Raw genomic sequence first — 22,520 nt, forward strand, 5'->3', positions numbered from 1 at the left:
AATATGACAGAAATGCTTAAAGGAATCGCAGCATCTGATGGTGTTGCAGTTGCTAAGGCATATCTGCTTGTTCAACCGGACTTGTCATTTGAAACTGTAACAGTTGAAGATACAAGTGCAGAAGAGGCTCGTCTAGATGCTGCTCTAGCGGCGTCACAAGACGAGCTTTCTGTTATCCGTGAAAAAGCAGTTGAAAGCCTTGGTGAAGAAGCGGCAGCCGTTTTTGATGCTCACTTGATGGTTCTTGCTGACCCAGAAATGACTGGTCAAATTAAAGAAACTATCCGTGCTAAACAAGTTAATGCTGAAGCTGCTTTGACAGAAGTAACAGACATGTTTATCGCTATTTTTGAAGGTATGGAAGATAACCCATACATGCAAGAACGTGCAGCGGATATTCGTGACGTTACAAAACGTGTGCTTGCTAACTTGCTTGGTAAGAAATTGCCTAACCCGGCAACAATCAACGAAGAATCAATCGTTGTTGCTCATGACTTGACACCATCTGATACAGCTCAGTTGAACAAAAAGTACGTAAAAGCCTTTGTTACTAACATCGGTGGACGTACAAGTCACTCAGCTATCATGGCGCGTACACTTGAAATCGCAGCCGTTCTTGGAACAAATAACATCACAGAACTTGTCAAAGATGGTGATGTTTTGGCTGTTTCAGGTATTACTGGTGAAGTTGTTATCAACCCAACTGAAGAGCAAATTGCTGAGTTCAAAGCAGCTGGTGAAGCTTACGCTAAACAAAAAGCTGAATGGGCTCTCCTTAAAGATGCTCAAACAGTTACTGCTGATGGAAAACATTTCGAATTGGCTGCTAACATTGGTACACCTAAAGACGTTGAAGGTGTAAATGATAACGGTGCTGAAGCTGTTGGTCTCTATCGTACAGAATTCTTGTATATGGATTCTCAAGACTTCCCAACTGAAGATGACCAATATGAAGCTTACAAAGCAGTTCTTGAAGGTATGAACGGTAAACCTGTTGTCGTTCGTACAATGGATATCGGTGGGGATAAAGAACTCCCTTACTTCGACCTTCCTAAAGAAATGAACCCATTCTTGGGTTACCGTGCTTTGCGTATTTCTATCTCTGAAACTGGTAATCAAATGTTCCGTACACAATTGCGTGCTTTGCTTCGTGCATCTGTTCACGGTAAATTGCGTATCATGTTCCCAATGGTTGCTTTGTTGACTGAGTTCCGTACTGCTAAAGGTATTCTTGAAGAAGAAAAAGCTAAATTGGTTGCTGAAGGTGTTGCCGTTGCAGACGATATCGAAGTAGGTATCATGATTGAAATCCCAGCTGCAGCTATGCTTGCTGACCAATTTGCTAAGGAAGTTGATTTCTTCTCAATTGGTACAAATGACCTTATCCAATACACAATGGCTGCTGACCGTATGAACGAACAAGTTTCATACCTTTACCAACCATATAACCCATCAATCCTTCGTTTGATTAACAATGTTATCAAAGCGGCTCACGCTGAAGGTAAATGGGCTGGTATGTGTGGTGAAATGGCCGGTGACCAAACTGCTGTTCCACTTCTTGTTGGAATGGGCTTGGATGAGTTCTCAATGTCAGCGACATCTGTTCTTCATACACGTAGCTTGATGAAGAAACTTGACACAGCTAAAATGGAAGAATACGCTAACCGTGCTCTTACTGAATGTGCAACAATGGAAGAAGTTCTTGAACTTTCAAAAGAATACGTTAACGTAGACTAATCATAAAAAGTGGAGGCTTAGGCTTTCACTTTTTTTATATCTAAACGGAGACAAAATAATTGACTCATTCTTTAGTTAGGAGTAGAATACGGCTAACCTAGGTTAACAATTTTAACTATTTTTTGTCAAAATTTTCTGAATAATTCTCGTTTAAATCTTGGAATATTTCTAAAAAAATGATAAAATAGGTCCTATAATAGATAAAAGGAGTTACTATCTTGGCTAAACAATACAAAAACTATGTCAATGGTGAGTGGAAAACATCTGAAAACGAAATTACTATTTACGCACCTGCAAACGGTGAGGAACTTGGATCAGTTCCAGCGATGAGCCAAGCTGAAGTAGACGAAGTCTACGCAGCAGCTAAAGCAGCACTCCCAGCATGGCGTGCGCTTTCATATGCTGAACGTGCAGCATACCTTCATAAAGCAGCAGATATCTTGGAACGTGATGCAGAAAAAATCGGTCAAGTTCTTTCTAAAGAAATCTCTAAAGGTTTGAAATCTGCAATCGGTGAAGTTGTTCGTACTGCTGAAATCATCCACTATGCAGCTGAAGAAGGTTTGCGTTTGGAAGGTGAAGTACTTGAAGGTGGTGCATTTGACGCTGGTAGCAAGAAAAAAATTGCTGTTGTTCGTCGCGAACCAGTAGGTCTTGTACTTGCTATCTCTCCATTTAACTACCCAGTAAACTTGGCTGGTTCTAAAATTGCTCCTGCCTTGATTGCTGGTGACGTTGTTGCCTTCAAACCACCAACACAAGGTTCTATCTCAGGTCTTCTTTTGGTTGAAGCATTTGTTGAAGCTGGTATCCCTTCAGGTGTCTTGAACTCTATCACAGGTCGTGGTTCTGTTATCGGTGACTACATCGTTGAACACAAAGCAGTTGATTTCATCAACTTCACAGGTTCAACACCAGTTGGTGAAAACATCGGTCGTTTGGCAGCTATGCGTCCAATCATGCTTGAACTTGGTGGTAAAGATGCCGCTATCGTTCTTGAAGATGCTGATCTTGACTTGACTGCTAAAAACATTGTTGCTGGTGCCTTTGACTATTCAGGTCAACGTTGTACAGCTATCAAACGTGTCCTTGTAATGGATAGCGTTGCAGATGAATTGGTAGAAAAAGTAACTGCTTTGGTAGGTAATATCACTGTTGGTATGCCTGAAGAAAGCGCAAGCGTTACACCACTTATCGATACAAAAGCAGCTGACTTCGTTCAAGGTTTGATTGATGATGCCGTTGAACAAGGTGCTACTGCTAAAACTGAATTGAAACGTGAAGGTAACCTTATCTACCCAGCTGTCTTTGACCATGTAACAACTGACATGCGTCTTGCTTGGGAAGAACCATTTGGTCCAGTATTGCCATTCATCCGTGTATCTTCAGTTGAAGAAGCAATCAAGATTTCTAACGAATCTGAATTTGGACTTCAAGGTGCTGTCTTCACACAAGACTACCCACGTGCATTTGCAATTGCTGAACAACTTGAAGTTGGTACAGTTCACATCAACAACAAAACACAACGTGGTACAGATAACTTCCCATTCCTTGGTGTTAAAGGATCTGGTGCCGGAACTCAAGGTGTGAAATACTCTATCGAAGCTATGACTCGTGTGAAATCAACAGTATTTGATATCGCAAACTACTAAGAGTGTAGCTATTCAATCATTAAAAAAGTGTAAAGAGTCCCAATAATAGGGGCTCTTTTTCTTTTAAAATATGGTATAATAGAACTAAATTTCGAATATAGAGAGTTTTCTGACAATGAATAAATCTTATTTTTACTTGGTTATGAAGACGCATGAGTTAGAGGTACCATACACTGGTCAACTTCGTCGTGTGCGTGTTCTTCTACCTAAGAACTATGAAACGGATACAGATCGTTCTTACCCTGTCGTGTATTTCCATGATGGTCAGAATGTTCTTTATAGTAAGGAGTCTTTTTCTGGCTATTCTTGGAAGATTATCCCAACAATCAAGCGTAATCCTGATATTTCGCGCATGATTGTTGTAGCCATTGATAATGATGGTCCTGGCCGTATGAATGAGTATTCTGCGTGGAAGTACCAAGAATCTAATATCCCTGGTGTCCAGTTCGGAGGTAAGGGTGTAGAGTATGCAGAGTTTGTCATGGATGTGGTTAAACCCTTTATTGATAAGGAATACCGTACCCTCTCTGACCGTCAGCATACAGCTATGATTGGTTCATCTCTCGGTGGTAATATCACTCAGTTTATGGGGCTTGATTATAAGGAGCAGATTGGTTGTCTTGGGGTATTTTCTTCAGCTAACTGGTTGCATCAAGATGCCTTTGATCGTTACATGTCGCGTCAAAAATTGGATGCAGATCAACGTGTTTACATTTATGTGGGGACTGAGGAAGCTGATGATACTGATAAGACCTTGATGGCTGGTAACATTAAGCAGGCTTACATTGACTCTTCATTAAGCTATTACCATGATTTGATTGCTCGTGGGGTTGATTTGGAAAATATCAAGATTCACATTCAGTCTGGTGCTGAACACAATGAAGAAGCTTGGGCCGAGAATTTACCAGACTGTCTTCGCTTTTTCGCTGAAAAGTGGGACTAGTCTTTATTAACGCAAAATATTTTTAATTTAGGAAAAGGAATATAAATATGAATATCGAACATCTTAGCCACTGGAGTGGTCAACTTAATCGTGAAATGTATGTTAACCGTTATGGGCACGCTGGTATCCCTGTTGTGGTTTTTGCTTCATCAGGTGGTAGCCATAACGAATACTATGACTTTGGTATGATTGATGCTTGTGCACGTTTTATCGAAGAAGGACGCGTACAATTCTTTACGCTTTCAAGTGTGGACAGTGAAAGCTGGCTTTGTGATTGGAAAAATCCACACGATCGTGCTGAAATGCACCGTGCCTATGAACGTTATGTTATTGAAGAAGCTATTCCATTTATCAAACACAAAACTGGTTGGTTTGATCCAATGATGACAACAGGATGTTCAATGGGTGCTTACCATGCGCTTAATTTCTTCTTGCAACACCCTGATGTTTTCAATAAAGTAGTAGCCCTTAGTGGTGTCTACGATGCTCGTTTCTTTGTGGGTGAGTTTGGAGGGGATGAAGCTATTTACCAAAATTCCCCATCAGATTATATCTGGAACCAAAATGATGGTTGGTTTATCGACCGCTACCGTCAAGCTGAGATCATCGTATGTACAGGTCTTGGTGCTTGGGAACAAGATGGTCTTCCATCTTACTATAAACTCAAGGAAGCCTTTGAACAAAAGAATATTCCAGCTTGGTTCTCTGAGTGGGGTCATGATGTCGCTCACGATTGGGAATGGTGGCGTAAACAAATGCCTTATTTCCTTGACAATATGAACCTATAACTTCTTTGTCCATCCCATCTAAATAACTATAAAAGAGGAATTACTAATGAATTATCTTGTTATTTCACCATACTATCCACAAAACTTCCAACAGTTTACAGTTGAACTTGCTAATAAGGGCATCACTGTTCTTGGTATTGGTCAAGAGCCTTATGAACAATTGGATCAACCTTTGAAAGAGGCTTTGACTGAGTACTTCCGTGTAGACAATCTGGAAAACTTGGATGAAGTTAAACGTGCGGTAGCCTTTCTTTTCTATAAACACGGATCAATTGACCGAATCGAATCTCATAACGAATACTGGTTGGAATTGGATGCTGCTCTTCGTGAACAGTTCAATGTTTTTGGTGCTAAGCCAGAAGATCTTAAGAAGACTAAATTTAAGTCTGAAATGAAAAAACTCTTCCAAAAAGCTGGAGTTCCAGTTGTACCTGGTGCTGTCATTAAAACTGATGAAGATGTGGATAAAGCTGTGAAAGAAATCGGTCTTCCAATGATTGCTAAGCCAGATAATGGGGTTGGTGCAGCTGCAACCTTCAAACTTGAAACAGAAGATGATATCAATCACTTTAAGGCTGAGTGGAATCATGAAACAGTTTATTTCTTTGAAAAATTTGTAACTTCAAGCGAAATCTGTACTTTCGATGGTTTGATTGATCATGATGGTAATATTGTCTTCTCGACAACTTTTGATTATGCCCACACACCACTTGACTTGATGATTTACAAGATGGATAATTCTTACTACGTTCTTAAGGAAATGGATCCTAAGTTACGTAAGTATGGTGAGGCAATTGTCAAAGAATTTGGTATGAAGGAACGTTTCTTCCATATTGAGTTCTTCCGTGATGGTGACGATTATATTGCTATTGAATATAACAACCGTCCAGCAGGTGGTTTCACAATCGACGTGTATAACTATGCTCACTCTTTCGATTTGTACAAGGGGTATGCGGATATCGTTGCTGGCGAACCATTCCCAGCTTCTCAGTTTGAGCCACTTTACTGTTTGGCGACTTCACGTCGTGCAAGCTCTCACTATGCTTATTCAGAAGAAGAACTTTTTGATAAGTATCGTGAACAACTTAAAGTTAAGAAAATCATGCCTGCAGCCTTTGCAGAGTTGCAAGGTGACTTCCTCTATATGTTGACAACTCCAAGTCGTGAGGAAATGGAACAAATGATTGAGGACTTTGGTAAAAAAGCCTAGTCTGTATATGTTAAAAGCACTTCAGAGTAAACTGAAGTGCTTTTGTAATGCCTTATTTTTCGTGAAGTTCTTGATTTTTAAGAACCAGTTCTGAAACTTTGGCGAATTTTTTAAGTTTTTTGAGGTCTTCTGGATGGGTTACAAAGCTAATGACGCTACCTTCATTTCCCATACGACCAGTACGTCCTGCACGGTGAGTATAGGCTTCGCGATCTCGAGGTATATCGAAGTTGATGACTACCTCTAGATTTTCAATATCGATGCCGCGTGCCAAGAGGTCAGTACCGAGTAAGAGTGAAATCTCATGATTCTTGAATTTTTCCAAGATAACCTTACGGAATTTGATGTTGATGTCACTAGCCAATGATACCGCTGAAGCCCCGTTAAATTGGAGGCGTTCTTCAGTAGCCCCAAGGTCAGATAGACTGTTAAAAAAGACAAGGCCACGGAAGTCAGGGATATTGGAGAACTTACGAAGAAGTTCGACACGGTTACGTTTATCAACACTGATAAAATAATGTTTGATGGTGTCAAGTTCTTGATCAGATAGGTCATAAACGATGGTATTTTCGACAAGATTTTGATCATCAATTTTGTTGGTTGCCGAAATATAAATCATTTGATGGTCACGAGGAACATGGTGGCTGATTTTTGTCACAAAGTGGTATTGGCTATCACTGAGAAGCTCATCAAATTCATCTAGGACGATGGTGTTGACATTCATCATCTTGATCTTTTTGAGTTTAATCAGCTCAAAGACACGGCCAGGTGTTCCGATGAGAATTTCCGGTCCTTTCTTCAGGCGTTCAATTTGTCTCTTTTGACTAGAGCCAGAAAGGAAGAGTTGGGCAGTGAGTCCTAGTGGCTCAGCCCATTGTTTGGTCACATCAAAAATCTGTCCAGCAAGCTCTGAATTGGGTGCTAGGATAAGCAATTGCTGAGATTTTTTGGGCTTGAGTGAGAGGAGCAATGGGAGAAGGTAGGCTAGAGTCTTACCTGTTCCTGTAGGACTGATACCTAGGATATTGTCTCCTTCAGTGATTGGTGCAAAGAGTTCTTTTTGAATGGCAGTCTCTGTAGTGATTCCTTTTTCTTTAAGGAGGTCTTGCCATTGTTCAGGAAAGTTTTTAAACATAAAAGTCTCATTTTCTATATGGATTTGCTTTTATTATATCATGATTTAGTGTAGAATAAATAAGAAAGACTATATTAGATAGGAATTTACCATGCCTAAAAAACCGATTATTATTGGGGTTACGGGTGGCTCTGGTGGAGGTAAGACCAGTGTTTCTCGTGCCATTCTATCAAATTTTCCAGATGAGAAAATTGCTATGATTGAGCATGATTCTTATTATAAGGATCAGTCACATTTGACCTTTGAAGAGCGTGTGTCAACTAACTACGACCATCCCTTTGCCTTCGATACAGATCTTATGATTGAACACATCAATGAGCTGATTGCTGGGCGTCCAGTGGATATTCCGATTTATGACTACACCCAACACACTCGTAGTGAAAAGACTTATCGTCAGGAACCACAGGACGTCTTCATTGTTGAAGGGATTTTGGTACTTGAGGATAAACGCTTGCGTGATTTGATGGATATCAAGCTTTTTGTAGATACTGATGATGACATTCGTATTATCCGTCGTATCAAGCGTGATATGGAAGAGCGTGGCCGTAGCTTGGATAGTATCATTGAGCAATATATCAGTGTGGTTAAACCTATGTACCACCAGTTTATCGAACCTACGAAACGCTACGCAGATGTGGTGATTCCTGAAGGTGTCACAAATACTGTTGCTATCGATTTGATTAATACTAAGGTAGCAAGCATTTTGAAAGAAAGTCAGAAAGCCTAAGCAGGAGCTTGGCTTTTTTGGTATAATTGAAACGTTATGATTATTTTACAAGGAAACAAGATTGAGCGCTCTTTCTCAGGGGATGTGCTCTTTGATAATATTAATATTCAGGTAGATGAACGCGATCGTATTGCCCTTGTTGGACGTAACGGTGCTGGGAAATCAACCCTATTGAAAATTTTGGTTGGAGAGGAAGCGCCGACAAGTGGTGAAATCAACACAAAACGTGATTTGAATTTGTCTTACTTAGCTCAGGATAGTCGCTTTGAGTCTAGCAATACCATCTATGCGGAAATGTTGAATGTTTTTGCAGGTCTTCGTGCAGACGAAAAACGCCTTCGTGACATGGAAATGAAGATGGCTGAGTTAACTGGGTCAGACTTGGACAAGTTAATGACTGACTACGATCGCCTTTCTGAGGATTTCAGACAGCGAGGTGGTTTTACCTATGAATCTGATATCAGAGCCATTCTCAATGGTTTTAAGTTTGATGAAAGCATGTGGGAGATGCCTATTTCAGATCTTTCTGGAGGGCAAAACACGCGCTTAGCTTTGGCGAAAATGCTGCTTGAGAAGCCTGAACTCTTGATACTGGATGAACCGACTAACCACTTGGATATCGAAACCATTGCCTGGTTGGAGAATTACCTGGTCAATTATCAGGGAGCTCTAATCATTGTCAGTCACGACCGTTATTTTTTGGATAAGGTGGCGACAGTAACCCTGGATTTGACCAAACATAGTTTAGATCGTTATGTCGGAAACTATTCAAAATTCATGGACCTTAAGGCTGAAAAGTTGGCCACTGAAGCAAAGAACTTCGAAAAACAACAAAAGGAAATTGCTAAGTTGGAGGACTTTGTTAATCGTAATATTGTCCGTGCTTCTACAACTAAGCGTGCTCAAGCCCGTCGTAAACAGCTAGAGAAAATGGAACGTCTGGATAAGCCAACAGAAGGCCAGAAGTCAGCTAATATGACTTTTCATGCGGATAAGGTCTCTGGGAATGTGGTCTTGACAGTTAAGGATGCTGCTATTGGTTATGACGATGAGATTCTCTCAGAGCCTATTTCCCTGGATGTTAAGAAGATGGATGCCATTGCCATCGTTGGTCCAAATGGTATCGGGAAAACAACCTTTATCAAGTCGGTAGTGGGTAAATTGCCTTTTATCAAGGGAACGTCAACCTATGGTGCTAATGTTGAAGTGGGGTATTATGATCAAACCCAATCTGCCTTGACACCGTCGAACACAGTCCTTGATGAGTTATGGAATGATTTTGCGACGACTCCTGAAGTTGAGATTCGTAACCGTCTGGGGGCCTTTCTCTTCTCAGGTGATGATGTCAAAAAGTCTGTTTCCATGCTCTCTGGTGGTGAGAAAGCTCGTCTGCTCCTAGCTAAATTATCAATGGAAAACAACAACTTCCTCATCCTAGATGAGCCGACCAACCACTTGGACATTGATAGTAAGGAAGTCTTGGAAAATGCCCTCATTGACTTTGATGGAACGCTTCTCTTTGTCAGCCATGACCGTTACTTTATCAACCGTGTGGCAACAAAAGTGATGGAAATTTCTGAGGATGGGGCAACTATTTACCTTGGAGATTATGATTACTACCTTGAGAAAAAGGCGGAGCTTGAAGAGTTAGCACGTCTTGAAGCAGAGGAAAATCAAGTATCAGAGGAAGTCCAAGTCGCTTCAGCGGGTGCTAGTGATTATCAAACTCAAAAAGCCAATCAAAAAGAGCTGCGTAAATTAAGCCGACGCATTGAGCAAATTGAAAATGAGCTAGAGACGATTGAAGAACGATTGGAGGAAATCTCTGCTGCCATGCTTGAAACAAATGACGTGGCAGAATTGTCTGACTTACAGAAAGAGCTGGATGACTTATCAGTCAATCAAGAAGCTCTGATGGAAGAGTGGAGTGACCTATCAGAACAATTGGAAGGTTAAGGGATGATGAGAACCCTTTCATGATTTGAGTTGTGAAAGGCTTACATTGTTGGTATAATAGTCTTAGTATATAAAAGGAGACTAACTTTATGAACAAAGTAAAGAAAAAAGTGTATCGTAACACAACATCTTTCAACATGATGGCATGGGGATCATTTGCCTTCTTCGTAATCTTGATGTTGGTAGGCCTCTATACCCTTAAAGAGCCTTTGATGGTTAAGGGTTACTACCTCATGGGATGTGTTGGTTTGATTTCATCTTCATTTACAGTATCTAAGGTTGTCCGTGATAACCAAGAAGATGAGGAAAACTATAATAAGCTCATCGCTCAACAAACTTTCGAACAATAAGAGGAGAAGCCTGAAAAGGCTTTTTCTTTTTGCAGAAAATGCACAAATATTCTGACTCTTCCCTAGTGGAAGTGTTATAATGGAGTGAAGAGGGGTAGATGATTTTGGAATGTGCTAAGTCCAATTCATCAGCCCTAATGCCTTATAAGACTAATTATCGTATAAGAATGCGTTAGTGAAAAGGTAGGTAATATTATGGAATTCAAAGTGAAAGATGGTCAAATCATCTATTATCGTGATCTCGGTAAAGGCTTTCCAATTGTTTTTTTGCATGGCAATAATTTGTCAGGGAATTACTTTGGAAGGCAAGGAATTCTGTATCGAGACTATCGTTTAATTTTCATTGATAGTCGTAATCACGGCAGGTCCAGTCGTCAGAGTGTAAAGATGACCTTTGAACAGATGGCTGCCGATTTGGAGGAAATTTTGCAATATTTGAATATCAAGAAGGCCTTATTTGTCGGTCATAGTGACGGTGCTAATTTGGCTATGGTTTATGCTAGTCGTTATCCTGACCGGATTGCAGGGCTCTTGCTTAATGCGGGAAATATGACCTTTAATGGGTTGACGAGACGCTCAAGATTCGCAGTCTATATACAATATCTTTGCTTAAAAGCCTTGTCACCATTTTCATCTAAAATGGATATCATGGCTCAGGTAACAGGTCTGATGCTTCATGACTTGCCATTAGATAGGGAACGTCTACATCAGGCTGCCTATCCTGTTTGGGTAGTTATGGGGCAAAGGGATGTTATCAGTATTAGGCATTCTAGAGAGATTTCAGAGCTCTTTCCGATTCATAAGCTCTATGTCCAACGTCGAGAAGGGCATCGTCTAGCTCAACGTAAATATAAGGTCTTTAATCAAATGATTCGTGAGCTTGTGAGAATTAGTCGAAAAGAGGTGGTGGCATGAAGCGTCTTTTAGAGAGACTTCAACCTTTAAAAGCAGCCGTTAAATCCATCTTTTTTATCTCGATTACGGTTCTTGTCGTCATAGAATTGGTTCGTCTAAAACGGACCATCACTTTAGAGTCACTGGAGTCAGCTCTGTCTGGTTTGTCTATTTGGCATCTTGTTTTGATGGCTGTCATCGGACTAGTCCCTGTCTCCCCCATGCTCTTTTATGACATCATACTGAATAAGGAGCTAGAAACGGATTATTCCAAATCCTATATCTTAGAAACAAGTTGGGCTGTCAATACCATTAATAACTTGGCTGGTTTTGCTGGTTTGGTCGATGTGGGACTGCGATATTCCTTTTATTCTGAGGATGGGCAGGAAAAGACAGGTGTTAAGGCACTTTCTCGTTTATTGCCTTATTTTATGTCGGGCCTATCCCTTTTAAGTGGTTTGGTATTCGCTGTCTTTTGGTTCTTCCCTCTAAGTCCAGACTTAAGAAAATATTGGTTACTCTTATTGGGTATTTTCCTTTATCTGCCTTTTATTTTCTTTGTTTCTAGTCGTGAAAAGTTAACCTATTTTGGTCAAGTACCGTTGAAAACGAGGCTAAGTCTTCTTTTAGCTTCGACAGCTGAATGGGGAACGGCCCTGGGGAGCTTTGTCAGTGTGGCTTATTTAATGGGCTTACATGTTCCACTTTATAATCTGGTTCCACTTTATTTCCTAGCGGTTATTATTGGTATCTTCTCTATGATTCCGGGTGGAATTGGTAGTTTCGATTTGATTGTGATTACCGGTCTGACCTCTATGGGGGTTAGTAATGCTCTTGCGGTTAGTCTGCTCTTGCTCTTTCGTTTAACCTACTACGTTATTCCCTTCATGCTTGGTGTTGTCTTCTTTTTCAAACACATGGGAGGACGTATCAACGAGAAATACTTCAAACTTTCTTCACGAGTATTTGGTGGAAGTCTCCACCGTTTTCTCGTATATTTGCTACGTTTTTTAGGGATTTTCTTGATTTTGTCTGCCTTAATCCCTGAACGCTTGGCTAATGTCTACTTTATTAGCCGTTTTGATCCTATTCAGGAGCAGTTGATTTGGCAATTCCCAAGTATCCTATTTGGAACCCTATTTATTTTCATGGCTCGTCTCATTAGACGTCGGGTTAAGGGTGCTTTTGTTGCCTCCTTGATAACCTTTGTCTTGGCCTTAATTTATGTCAATCTCAATGGTATTTCATGGGCCATGTCTTTCCTAATTTTACTCTCTTTGGTGCTTATGTTGATCATCAGAAAAAGATTGTATCATCGTTACTTTGTTTATAGTTGGGAAGACAAAACCAAGGATTTTCTTTTCCTAGCCTTTACGATTCTGGTTCTTCTCGTTTTGGGTGGCAGCGGTTTTTGGTCTCATTTGTTGCCACCTAAGAATCGGGATGTTCTTGGACATTTTGTTCATATTTGGTTTGATATTTTACTGGCATCAGTTATCATTGCAACCATAGTTTGGGGAGTCTTGAGAATTTTGGCACCCCGCAGGCCTTTTGGTCAAAGCATGGATGATGAGCGCTTCACAGCTCTCCTTGAGAAATATGGAGGTGCATCAGAAAGTGCCCTGGCTTATTTACATGATAAACGCCTCTTTTGGTATCGTGTCGATGGACAAGACCAGGTAGTTTTCCAATTTGCACAAACCAGTAACAAGTGTGTGGTTATGGGAAATCCGATAGGTAATGAAAACTATTACCGAGCAGCTTGGGAATCTTTCTTGAAGACCTTATCGGATTGGAATTTACAAGCCTTGTTTTATGAGGCAGATGAGAGTATTACCCTGATGCTTCATGATTATGGCTTTGATTTTATGAAATTTGGGGAAAATGCCATGGTTGATTTGACGTCATTTTCTGTTGATGGTAAGCATGGTAAGAAGTTCCGTAAGCCAACCAATCGTGTTGAAAAAGCAGGTTTCCAGTTTAAGTTACTTGACCCTCCATTTTCAGAGACTCAGATGCAAGAAATGAAGGCTGTCTCAGATATTTGGCTTAACGGTCGTAAGGAGAAGGGCTTCTCTCTTGGTTTCTTTGATGTAGCCTATTTGCAGCAGGCACCGATTGCTATTGTTGAGAGTGAGGAGGGAGAAATTGTAGCCTTTGCCAATATCATGCCAACCAAAAACAAACGGGTGGCGACGATTGACCTTATGCGTTATGACTTTGAAAAGGCACCTGAAGGCATCATGGATTACCTCTTTGTGAAACTCTTCCAGTACTTCCAAGCAGAAGGAAAGCAGTACTTTGATATGGGAATGGCTCCACTCGCGAATGTGGGTACTGAAGAAGATAGTTTCTTGGAAGAGAAGGTTGCCAATTTAGTCTATGTCTTTGCGCAGCGTTTTTACTCTTTTAGTGGGCTCCAACGTTATAAAGAGAAGTTCTCTCCAATATGGTCTCCAAAATACATTGTTTATCCTAAACGAACTTGGCTCTTGTTTGATATGATTGCCATTCTAAGGATTGATAATCGTAAAATTGAAGACAGATTGAAGAAAAGACGTCTTTGGAAATAGATATGAAAAATAGCGAAACCCTAAGGTTTCACTATTTTTCTATGTCATAGAATTATTTCTCAAATTCTGCTTTTGATTTAGTATCTGCGTATTCTTCAGCGACTTCGCTTGAAAGAATGTCATTGTAACTTGGCAATTTAATGTCTTGGCCATATTTGTTACGAAGGGCAGTAGTGACCAAACGGTAGGCCAGGTTGGCGTTACGAGAAAGAATTGGTCCATGGAAGTAGCTACCATAAACATTTTTATAGTGGACACCCTCAGAACCGTCTTCCTTGTTATTACCATTACCGTAGAGCACTTTTCCAAGTGGTTTTTCATCATCAGAGAGGAAGGTACGCCCTTGGTGATTCTCAAAGCCATAGTAAGTTTCATCGAACTCTTCGTTATGGATCTTAATGTCACCAATATAACGATTATTTTCTTGATTAAGGGTGTAGTGGCCCATAACACCGATACCATCAATGCGGACACCATTAGCCTGGATGTAATATTGACCAAGAAGTTGGAAACCACCACAGATGGCAAGAATTACTTTGTTATCTTGGATGAATTGACCAATAGCCTCACGCTTAGTTGGGAGGTCTTTAGCAACGATGGATTGTTCGTAGTCTTGACCACCTCCAAAGAAGACCATGTCGTAGTGGTCCTTGTCGAAGTCATCACCAACTGAAACGATGTCGAAGGTCATCTTAGCACCAAGTTTTTCACCCACGTATTTGATCATAAGGACATTTCCGTTGTCACCGTAGGTATTGAGTAGATTACCATAAAGGTGGGCAACATTTAGGTCATAGGTGTAGTCACGATTTTCTGGAGATTTGAGTGAAGTATAAGTCATTAGTTCATCTCCTTTCCGACAGCATGACGTTGAGCAAGAATATCACGGAATTCAAGCATGGCAGTATAGGTCGCTAAGATATAGGCATGATCGCAATCTTGTTTTTCAATCAAGGCCATAATATCTTCAAGTTTTTCTGCTTGCGTAATCTTTTCTTCTGGATAGCCGGTTACACGAAGACGGCGGGCAATTTCAGAATGACGAACACCACCAGCGTTAATCTCAGGGATATCCATCTCGATAATGCTTTCAAAGTTGGCATCCCAAATCCAGCTAGTATCAATACCATCAGCATAGTTGGCGTTAAGAAGGACTGACAAGCTAAATGGATAATCTGCAAGTTTAATCATATCGAGAGCTTGGCTGGCTCCTACTGGATTCTTAATTAGTACGAGAGTACATGATTTGTCACCAATCTTAAAGGTTTCTTGGCGTCCAAAGACAGCACGACTCTTATCAAAACCAGCTTTGATTTGCTCTGGAGCCACTCCGAAGAATTCAGCGACAGAGACGGCAGCAAGGGCATTGTAGATGTTATAAAGACCACCGACATTAATTTTGTAATCTTGTCCATCAATGACAAATTCAGAAGTAGTGTTAGTGATTTTAGTCAACTCTGTTAGCTTATAGTCTAATTCTGGACGGTGAAAGTCACAGTTGAGGCATACATAGTCACCCAAATTAGCATAAGTATTGAGGCGATACTGAAGAATGCTCTCACATTTAGGGCAGACAATTCCTTCGGTATTATAATGTGCCAGCTCTGGAGCGTGTTTTTCAGTGTCAAAACCATAGAAGCGTACAGGATTGACCACCTCTTTAGAATTAAAGAGAGGACTGTCTCCATTGGCCAAAATAGTGGCCTCAGGTGCCTTAGCAGCACCATCTAAAATCATCTGATAAGTAGTATAGATTTCACCATAGCGGTCCATTTGGTCACGGAAAATATTTGTGAAGACAAAAAGACTTGGAGTGATGTATTCAGTGATTTTTGGAAGGCTAGCCTCGTCAATTTCTAAGACAGCGATTTTCTTACCAGACTTGGCTTTTTTTGCTGTTAGGAAAGTAGAAGTGATTCCTGTGATCATGTTGGCCCCACTAGGGTTGGTCACAATCTCACCAAAAGCTTCTTTAAGAATTCCTACTGTTAAAGCTGTTGTCAGAGTCTTACCATTGGTTCCAGTGACAACAACAATCTCGTAATCCTTGGCTAAAGTGTCTAAAATATCTTTGTCAAATTTAAGGGCGATTTTTCCAGGCAGGGTTGAGCCACGTCCCAATTTTGAAAGGACGAAATGGCTAGCTTTTCCCGCTAGAATTCCCATGGTAGTTTTCATAGTCATGAATTTATTTTATCACAAAAAGTAGTGATTGTAGTCTCAAAATAGTTAGAATTCGTGGTATAATAGAAACTGTTTAAAAATTAAAAGAAAGTGTGATATGTATGGGAATACTTTCGTCCATTGATATTGATTTTTGGCGGTCACTCTTTGATAGTCCGCTGAAAGTTGTCGTCAATAGTTTGGACATATTGATTGTTGCTTTTTTAATTTATCGCTTTATTAGGGCCCTACGAGGGACAAAAATTATGACCCTTGTTCAAGGGGTTGTCTTATTTATTTTAGTCAAACTGATTTCTGATTTTATAGGCTTCACGACGATTTCTTATTTGATGAATCAGGTTATCAACTATGGAGCCATTGCGGCGGTTGTAATCTTTGCGCCAGAGCTTCGTTCTGCACTTGAAACCTTTGGACGTACGCCTCAGCATTTTTTGCAAAATAAAGAGGTTAGCTCAGATGAGAAGTTGGTTCAAGCCTTCGTTAAAGCTGTTAAGTACATGAGTCCTCGTAAGATTGGTGCCTTGGTTTCTATTGAACAGACTCAGACCCTACAAGAGCAGATTGCGACTGGCATTCCACTTGATGCAGTGGTGACTGGGGAACTATTAATTAATATTTTCATTCCAAATACACCGCTTCATGATGGGGCAGTTATTATCAGAGATAACAAGGTTGCGACGGCTTGTTCTTATCTGCCATTGACGGAATCTAATAAGATTTCCAAAGAATTTGGAACTAGGCACAGGGCTGCCATTGGTCTTTCAGAACAAACAGATGCGCTTACCTTTGTTGTGTCAGAGGAGACTGGGGCGATTTCCATTGCTTACAAGGGAAATTTCATCCATGATCTCTCTGTTCAAGAATTTGAACAAGAGTTGAGTCTTATCTTGTTGAAAGAACAAGAACCACGTCAGTCATTCTTCCAACGTTGGATGGGAGGTAGCAAAAAATGAAGCGTTTTGTAAATTTCTTTAAAAACGATCGTTTATGGCAGATGCTAGTTGCTCTCTTCTTTGCTGTGGTACTCTTTTTCACGGCATGGTCGGGAAATACGCAAAATAAAAACAATAGCTCAAGTGCATCTAATACCTTTACACAAACCGTTGAGTCGGTTCCTGTGGATATTAAATATGATAGTGATAAGTACTTTATCAGTGGTTATTCCTATGATGCCGAAGTCTATTTGACAGCGACAACACAGCTGGCTTTAACGACTGAGACAAGTAGTGATACGCGTCACTTTAAATTAGTTGCTGATTTGTCGAATTTGGGTCAAGGAACCAGTCGAGTACCTATTCAGGTTAAGGATCTTCCAGCTGGAATGTCTGCGCAAGTATCGCCATCAACCTTGACGGCGACTATTGGTAAAAAAGCCAGCAAGACCTTTGACGTCGTAGCTAACATCACATCAGATAAGTTAGCAAATGGCTATGAAGTTAAAAAAGTTAGCCTGGATGCAACCAAGGTAGAGGTAACTTCGAGTGAAGATATCATTAACCAGATTGATCATGTTCAAGCAGTATTGGAAGGCGATTCCAACCTGTCTGAAGATTATGATGGGAACTTGGTCCTTCAAGCAGTTTCGACCAATGGAACAGTCCTAGCAAGTTCAATCTCACCAGCTAAGGTGCATGCCAAGATTAGTTTGCGAAAATTAAGCAAATCTGTTCCTGTCAAGGTCGAACTGACTGGAGATAAGGCTAGCAATGTGTCTAGTATCAGCTATAGCTTTAATCGTGGACATGTGACTATTGTTGGTAGTCAAGAAGCTATGGATAAGATTGATAGCATTACAGTCCCTGTGGACATTAGCCAAGTGACTAAGGACACTTCAAAAACAATAGACCTTAAGGCAGAAGGTGTTACGGTTCAGCCTGGCACTGTTAAGGTTAACTTAAAAGTTACGCAAAAATAGGGGAGTTACATTTTTCCTAAATTCATGTATAATGGATGGGATTGAGAGGGACTAATCTCATAAAAATGTAACCAATTAAAAATGTTTAAAATCAAGGGTTGAAAATATTGGCGAAATCTTATAAAGTTAGATTGTCTAGATAGATTTCACTAGATTGACTCTTGCTAAACAGCATCACAGTTTAAGGAGGATTTAGTGCTCAAGCACTAATAATAAAATTATGGGTAAATATTTTGGAACAGACGGTGTTCGTGGAGAAGCAAACGTTGAACTTACGCCTGAATTGGCCTTTAAATTAGGTCGTTTTGGTGGTTATGTGCTTAGCCAACATGAGACTGGCCGTCCTAAAGTTTTTGTGGCACGTGATACACGTATCTCTGGTGAGATGTTGGAATCTGCCTTAGTAGCAGGTTTGCTCTCAGTGGGTATTGAAGTCTACAAACTTGGAGTGCTTGCGACACCTGGCGTCTCATACTTGGTCCGTACAGAAAATGCAAGCGCTGGTGTTATGATTTCAGCCAGCCATAATCCAGCTCTTGATAATGGTATCAAGTTCTTTGGTGGCGATGGTTTTAAATTGGATGATGCGCGTGAAGCGGAAATTGAAGCCCTTCTCGATGCTACAGAAGATACGCTTCCACGTCCTTCGGCTGAAGGACTTGGAACACTTGTGGATTATCCAGAGGGTCTTCGTAAATACGAAAAATTCTTGGTGGCTACAGGTGTTGACCTCGGTGGCATGAAAGTTGCCTTGGATGCGGCTAATGGAGCAGCTGCGGTATCTGCACGTAACATTTTCCTTGACTTGAACGCAGAAATCTCTGTTATTGGTGACCAACCTGATGGCCTTAACATCAATGCTGGTGTTGGTTCGACACACCCAGAGCAGTTGCAAGCCTTGGTTAAAGAAACTGGCTCAGCTATTGGTCTTGCTTTTGATGGTGACAGTGACCGTCTCATCGCTGTTGATGAAAATGGCGATATTGTTGATGGTGATAAGGTGATGTATATCATTGGTAAACATTTGTCTCAAAAAGGCGAGTTGACTAAAAATACTATTGTAACAACAGTTATGTCAAACCTTGGTTTCCACAAGGCACTTGACCGTGAAGGCATTAACAAGGCAGTGACTGCTGTTGGTGACCGTTATGTTGTCGAAGAAATGCGTAAAAACGGCTATAACCTTGGTGGTGAACAGTCTGGACACGTTATTATCATGGATTACAACACAACTGGTGATGGTCAATTGACAGCTATCCAATTGACTAAAGTCATGGTTGAAACAGGTAAGAGCTTGTCTGAATTGGCTTCAGAAGTGACCATCTATCCACAAAAATTGGTTAATATCCGTGTGGAAAATAGCATGAAAGATAAGGCTATGGAAGTTCCTGCAATTGCATCTATCATTGAAAAAATGGAAGCTGAGATGGCTGGAAATGGACGTATCTTGGTTCGTCCAAGTGGTACTGAACCTCTTCTTCGTGTTATGGCAGAAGCACCAACAGATGATGAAGTGAACTACTATGTTGATACGATTGCCGATGTTGTTCGTGCAGAAATTGGATTGGACTAAGTATGATAGCTAAGCTCAGAGCCTTCATGGCCACCGAAGTTTTCAAGTACCTGTTCTTTGGTGTCTTGGCAACTTTGGTTTATATGGTCAGTCGTACTTTGATTTTCCAGTTTACCCAACAAGGAACACTTTCAGCAGTCTTAGCGAATGCGATTGCCATTATCTTTGCCTTTTTTACAAATGACATGTTTGTCTTTAATCAGGAAAAGACAGGTATGGTTACGCGCTTTGTTAAGTTCGTGGGTGCTCGCCTATTGACCTTGGTCTTGGATTTGGCTCTGGCCTATTTCTTGGTCGATACCTATCCAGAAATTATTGGTCAATTTGTTGGTCATAGTCATGCTTGGGTAAACGGTATCGAGAGCCTCTTCTCTCAGGTCCTTATCATTGTATTGAACTATATTATTTCTAAATTCTTCGTCTTTACAGGCGAGAAAGTATAAGCAAAAAGGAAGTTGTTAGGAAATGTGTTAAAAGCATTTCTTACCAATCTCCTTTTTTGATATAATTGAAGAGACTTAAAAAATAGAAAGATGAAATATGTACGTACAATTATCTCAACGCCTCAAGGACGTAGCAACCTATGTTCCCAAAGGCGCAAAACTCTTGGATGTAGGCAGTGATCATGCCTATCTTCCGATTTATTTACTTGAAAAAGGCCTGATTACTTCAGCTATTGCTGGTGAAGTTGTAAAAGGGCCCTATGAATCTGCTCTTGCTAATGTCTCAGCTTCTGGTTTCCAAGATAAAATCGAGGTGCGCTTGGCTAATGGCTTGGCTGCCTTCGAACCTGCTGATGACGTAACCACTATCACGATTTGTGGTATGGGAGGACGTCTTATTGCGGATATCCTTGATGCTGGAAAGGACAAACTTAAGGGCGTAGACCGTCTGATTTTACAACCAAATAATCGTGAAGATGATCTCCGTATCTGGTTGATGGAAAATGGTTTTGAGATTATTGCAGAGTCTATCATGACTGAAAATGGCAAATACTACGAAATCATGGTGGCAGAAGCTGGACACATGAGCCTTTCGGACAAGGAAGTGCGTTTTGGTCCTCATCTCATGAAAGACCAATCTCAGGTTTTCCAGCTCAAATGGCAACGTGAAATCAATAAATTAGAGATTGCTTTAGGATCCATTCCACTGACCAATCAGGCTGATCGTACAGCTATTGAAGATAAAATTCAAACCATTAAGGAGGTTTTGGACCATGTTAGCTAGTGAACTTATTAAGACTTATGAAGAATTTTGTCCACAGGAGCTTTCTATGGAAGGTGATGTGGTTGGCTTGCAGATTGGCAGTCTGGATATGGAGATTCAGAGGGTTATGGTCACCTTGGATGTTCGTGAGAATACGGTAGCCGAAGCCATTGAAAAAAATGTGGACCTCATTATTGCTAAACATGCTCCAATTTTTCGTCCAGTTAAGGATTTGGTGTCTTCGCCTGACCGAGATATTTTACTTGACCTGGTTAAGCATGATATTGCAGTCTATGTGAGTCATACTAATATTGATGTCGTTAATGATGGGCTTAATGATTGGTTCTGTGACTTACTTGATATTAAAGACACCACTTATTTAACGCAGACTTCTGAAAATTATGGAATCGGTCGAGTAGGTGATATCGTGCCTCAGACTATTGAAGAACTTGCTCTTAAAGTCAAGTCTGTTTTTGGCTTAGATAGTGTTCGCTTGGTTCGTTATAATCATGACAATCCTCTAGTTAGCCGTGTGGCTATTTGTGGGGGTAGCGGTCAAGGATTTTACCAGGATGCTTTGAAAAAGGGCGCACAAGTTTTCATCACTGGTGATGTTTACTACCATACAGGACAGGAAATGATTACTAATGGTCTCTTGGCAATTGATCCTGGTCACCATATCGAATCCCTTTTTATCTCAAAGATTGCTGAGAAACTTGAGGCTTGGAAACTTGAGCATGATTGGAATGTGACCATACTTGAAAGTCAGTCCTCAACAAATCCTTTTGACCATTTGTAGGAGGATGTGTCTGTGACTTGGCTTTTACATCAAAATGTGGTCTTTTTGGTCTTGCTTGCTGGTCTTTTTACTTGGGGCTGTACCATTGTCGGATCGGCCATTGTTTTCTTCTTCAAGAATATTAGCCGTAAATTGCTAGATATCATGATGGGCTTTGCGGCAGGTGTCATGATTGCGGCCTCTTTTTGGTCGCTTTTGGACCCCTCTTTAACTTATGCGACTCAAAATGGCTATGGGAAGTGGTCATGGTTCCCTGCGGCAGCTGGTTTCTTGCTTGGAGGTGTTGCCCTTCGTTTGATTGATGCCATCGTTCCCCATTTGCATTTGGGGAATGACATCTCTAAAGCAGAAGGTATTCAACCTCGTAAGAAAAAGTTGTCCAAGACAGCCCTGCTCTTTCTGGCTATCACCATTCATAATTTTCCAGAGGGATTAGCAGTCGGTGTGACTTTCGGAGCCTTGGCTGGTGGCAATATGACATTCGCGGGTCTTATGGGAGCCATTGGTCTAGCTATAGGTATTGGTTTGCAGAATGTCCCTGAAGGTGCAGCCCTCTCAGTTCCTATTCGAGCAGATGGAAAATCTCGTATCAAGGCCTTTTATTGGGGATCTATGTCAGCTATCGTGGAGCCTATAGGGGCTGTTATGGGAGCTGCCCTTGTCATGTTGATGATGGCAATCATTCCTTATGCTTTGGCCTTTGCGGCCGGAGCCATGATTTTTGTGGTAACGGAGGAATTGATTCCTGAATCACAAACCAATGGTAATACTGACGTCGCAACCTTGGGGCTCATGGTTGGCTTTGTCGTCATGATGGTCATGGACGTGGCCTTAGGTTAAAAATACTAGAGAGCTGTGCCTATTGATATAGGACTCAG

20 protein-coding genes are annotated in these 22,520 nt (G+C 40.8%); 17 read left to right on the forward strand and 3 right to left on the reverse strand.

The genetic code is table 11. The annotated features are described in order from the left end of the window. Positions 1–3: 3 nt before the first annotated feature. The 5 genes from ptsP to ACWPVZ_RS03960 all read left to right on the forward strand — a co-directional run bounded on the left by ptsP (position 4) and on the right by ACWPVZ_RS03960 (position 6,330). Entirely contained in the window at positions 4–1,737 is a 1,734-nt protein-coding gene (gene ptsP, locus ACWPVZ_RS03940) for a phosphoenolpyruvate--protein phosphotransferase (protein WP_454381016.1), read from the forward strand. 218 nt (positions 1,738–1,955) lie between these two features. Beyond that, positions 1,956–3,389, forward strand: coding sequence for an NADP-dependent glyceraldehyde-3-phosphate dehydrogenase (locus tag ACWPVZ_RS03945; RefSeq protein WP_070574978.1), 1,434 nt, complete (start codon positions 1,956–1,958; stop codon positions 3,387–3,389). A gap of 115 nt (positions 3,390–3,504) precedes the next feature. Next, positions 3,505–4,332: an alpha/beta hydrolase gene (locus tag ACWPVZ_RS03950; protein WP_049528774.1), complete on the forward strand. Its 828-nt coding sequence runs from the start codon at positions 3,505–3,507 to the stop codon at positions 4,330–4,332. A 47-nt stretch (positions 4,333–4,379) separates the two neighbouring features. Next, a complete protein-coding gene (locus ACWPVZ_RS03955; protein WP_002884014.1) occupies positions 4,380–5,120 on the forward strand; it encodes an esterase family protein in 741 nt (246 codons plus the stop codon). A gap of 46 nt (positions 5,121–5,166) precedes the next feature. After that, entirely contained in the window at positions 5,167–6,330 is a 1,164-nt protein-coding gene (locus ACWPVZ_RS03960; protein WP_454381019.1) for an ATP-grasp domain-containing protein, read from the forward strand. 52 nt (positions 6,331–6,382) lie between these two features. Here the strand turns inward: ACWPVZ_RS03960 and ACWPVZ_RS03965 are convergent, their stop codons facing one another. Next, positions 6,383–7,465 carry a DEAD/DEAH box helicase gene (locus tag ACWPVZ_RS03965; RefSeq protein ID WP_339157094.1) on the reverse strand — a complete coding sequence of 361 codons (1,083 nt, stop codon included), beginning with the start codon at positions 7,463–7,465 and terminating at the stop codon, positions 6,383–6,385. A gap of 91 nt (positions 7,466–7,556) precedes the next feature. Between ACWPVZ_RS03965 and udk the strand changes: the two genes are divergently transcribed. The 5 genes from udk (at position 7,557) to mprF (ending at position 13,965) form a co-directional block, all read left to right on the forward strand. After that, positions 7,557–8,192 carry a uridine kinase gene (gene udk, locus ACWPVZ_RS03970; RefSeq protein ID WP_002890688.1) on the forward strand — a complete coding sequence of 212 codons (636 nt, stop codon included), beginning with the start codon at positions 7,557–7,559 and terminating at the stop codon, positions 8,190–8,192. A 36-nt stretch (positions 8,193–8,228) separates the two neighbouring features. Further along, complete coding sequence (abc-f, locus tag ACWPVZ_RS03975) at positions 8,229–10,148, forward strand: ribosomal protection-like ABC-F family protein (protein ID WP_104020858.1); 1,920 nt, start codon at positions 8,229–8,231, stop codon at positions 10,146–10,148. 89 nt (positions 10,149–10,237) lie between these two features. After that, complete coding sequence (locus ACWPVZ_RS03980) at positions 10,238–10,498, forward strand: YiaA/YiaB family inner membrane protein (RefSeq protein ID WP_002883990.1); 261 nt, start codon at positions 10,238–10,240, stop codon at positions 10,496–10,498. A 195-nt stretch (positions 10,499–10,693) separates the two neighbouring features. Further along, entirely contained in the window at positions 10,694–11,413 is a 720-nt protein-coding gene (locus tag ACWPVZ_RS03985; protein ID WP_454381023.1) for an alpha/beta fold hydrolase, read from the forward strand. Further along, the gene (mprF, locus tag ACWPVZ_RS03990) at positions 11,410–13,965 is read left to right on the forward strand and encodes a bifunctional lysylphosphatidylglycerol flippase/synthetase MprF (RefSeq protein WP_454381025.1); all 2,556 of its coding nucleotides are present in this window, start codon (positions 11,410–11,412) and stop codon (positions 13,963–13,965) included. Before ACWPVZ_RS03985 ends, mprF begins: the two co-directional genes overlap by 4 nt. 52 nt (positions 13,966–14,017) lie before the next feature. Here the strand turns inward: mprF and gatD are convergent, their stop codons facing one another. Continuing rightward, positions 14,018–14,806: a lipid II isoglutaminyl synthase subunit GatD gene (gene gatD, locus ACWPVZ_RS03995; protein ID WP_014634269.1), complete on the reverse strand. Its 789-nt coding sequence runs from the start codon at positions 14,804–14,806 to the stop codon at positions 14,018–14,020. Further along, complete coding sequence (gene murT / locus ACWPVZ_RS04000) at positions 14,806–16,149, reverse strand: lipid II isoglutaminyl synthase subunit MurT (RefSeq protein ID WP_014634270.1); 1,344 nt, start codon at positions 16,147–16,149, stop codon at positions 14,806–14,808. Before murT ends, gatD begins: the two co-directional genes overlap by 1 nt. Positions 16,150–16,250: 101 nt before the next feature. Here murT and cdaA point away from each other — a divergent pair, with 101 nt between their 5' ends. The 7 genes from cdaA to ACWPVZ_RS04035 all read left to right on the forward strand — a co-directional run bounded on the left by cdaA (position 16,251) and on the right by ACWPVZ_RS04035 (position 22,482). Next, entirely contained in the window at positions 16,251–17,102 is an 852-nt protein-coding gene (gene cdaA / locus ACWPVZ_RS04005; protein WP_155211851.1) for a diadenylate cyclase CdaA, read from the forward strand. Continuing rightward, complete coding sequence (locus tag ACWPVZ_RS04010; protein ID WP_002890696.1) at positions 17,099–18,064, forward strand: CdaR family protein; 966 nt, start codon at positions 17,099–17,101, stop codon at positions 18,062–18,064. Before cdaA ends, ACWPVZ_RS04010 begins: the two co-directional genes overlap by 4 nt. 220 nt (positions 18,065–18,284) lie before the next feature. Beyond that, positions 18,285–19,637: a phosphoglucosamine mutase gene (gene glmM / locus ACWPVZ_RS04015; protein ID WP_454381029.1), complete on the forward strand. Its 1,353-nt coding sequence runs from the start codon at positions 18,285–18,287 to the stop codon at positions 19,635–19,637. A 2-nt stretch (positions 19,638–19,639) separates the two neighbouring features. Then, positions 19,640–20,080: a GtrA family protein gene (locus ACWPVZ_RS04020; RefSeq protein ID WP_013990768.1), complete on the forward strand. Its 441-nt coding sequence runs from the start codon at positions 19,640–19,642 to the stop codon at positions 20,078–20,080. Positions 20,081–20,177: 97 nt separating this feature from the next. Next, positions 20,178–20,864, forward strand: a complete 687-nt coding sequence (locus ACWPVZ_RS04025; RefSeq protein WP_070575006.1) for a tRNA (adenine(22)-N(1))-methyltransferase — start codon at positions 20,178–20,180, stop codon at positions 20,862–20,864. After that, positions 20,854–21,642: a Nif3-like dinuclear metal center hexameric protein gene (locus tag ACWPVZ_RS04030; RefSeq protein ID WP_454381032.1), complete on the forward strand. Its 789-nt coding sequence runs from the start codon at positions 20,854–20,856 to the stop codon at positions 21,640–21,642. The genes ACWPVZ_RS04025 and ACWPVZ_RS04030 overlap by 11 nt, the downstream gene beginning before the upstream one ends. A gap of 12 nt (positions 21,643–21,654) precedes the next feature. Continuing rightward, complete coding sequence (locus ACWPVZ_RS04035; RefSeq protein WP_454381034.1) at positions 21,655–22,482, forward strand: ZIP family metal transporter; 828 nt, start codon at positions 21,655–21,657, stop codon at positions 22,480–22,482. Positions 22,483–22,520: the final 38 nt, after the last annotated feature.

The sequence above is a fragment of the Streptococcus sp. Marseille-Q6379 genome, from assembly GCF_965119505.1.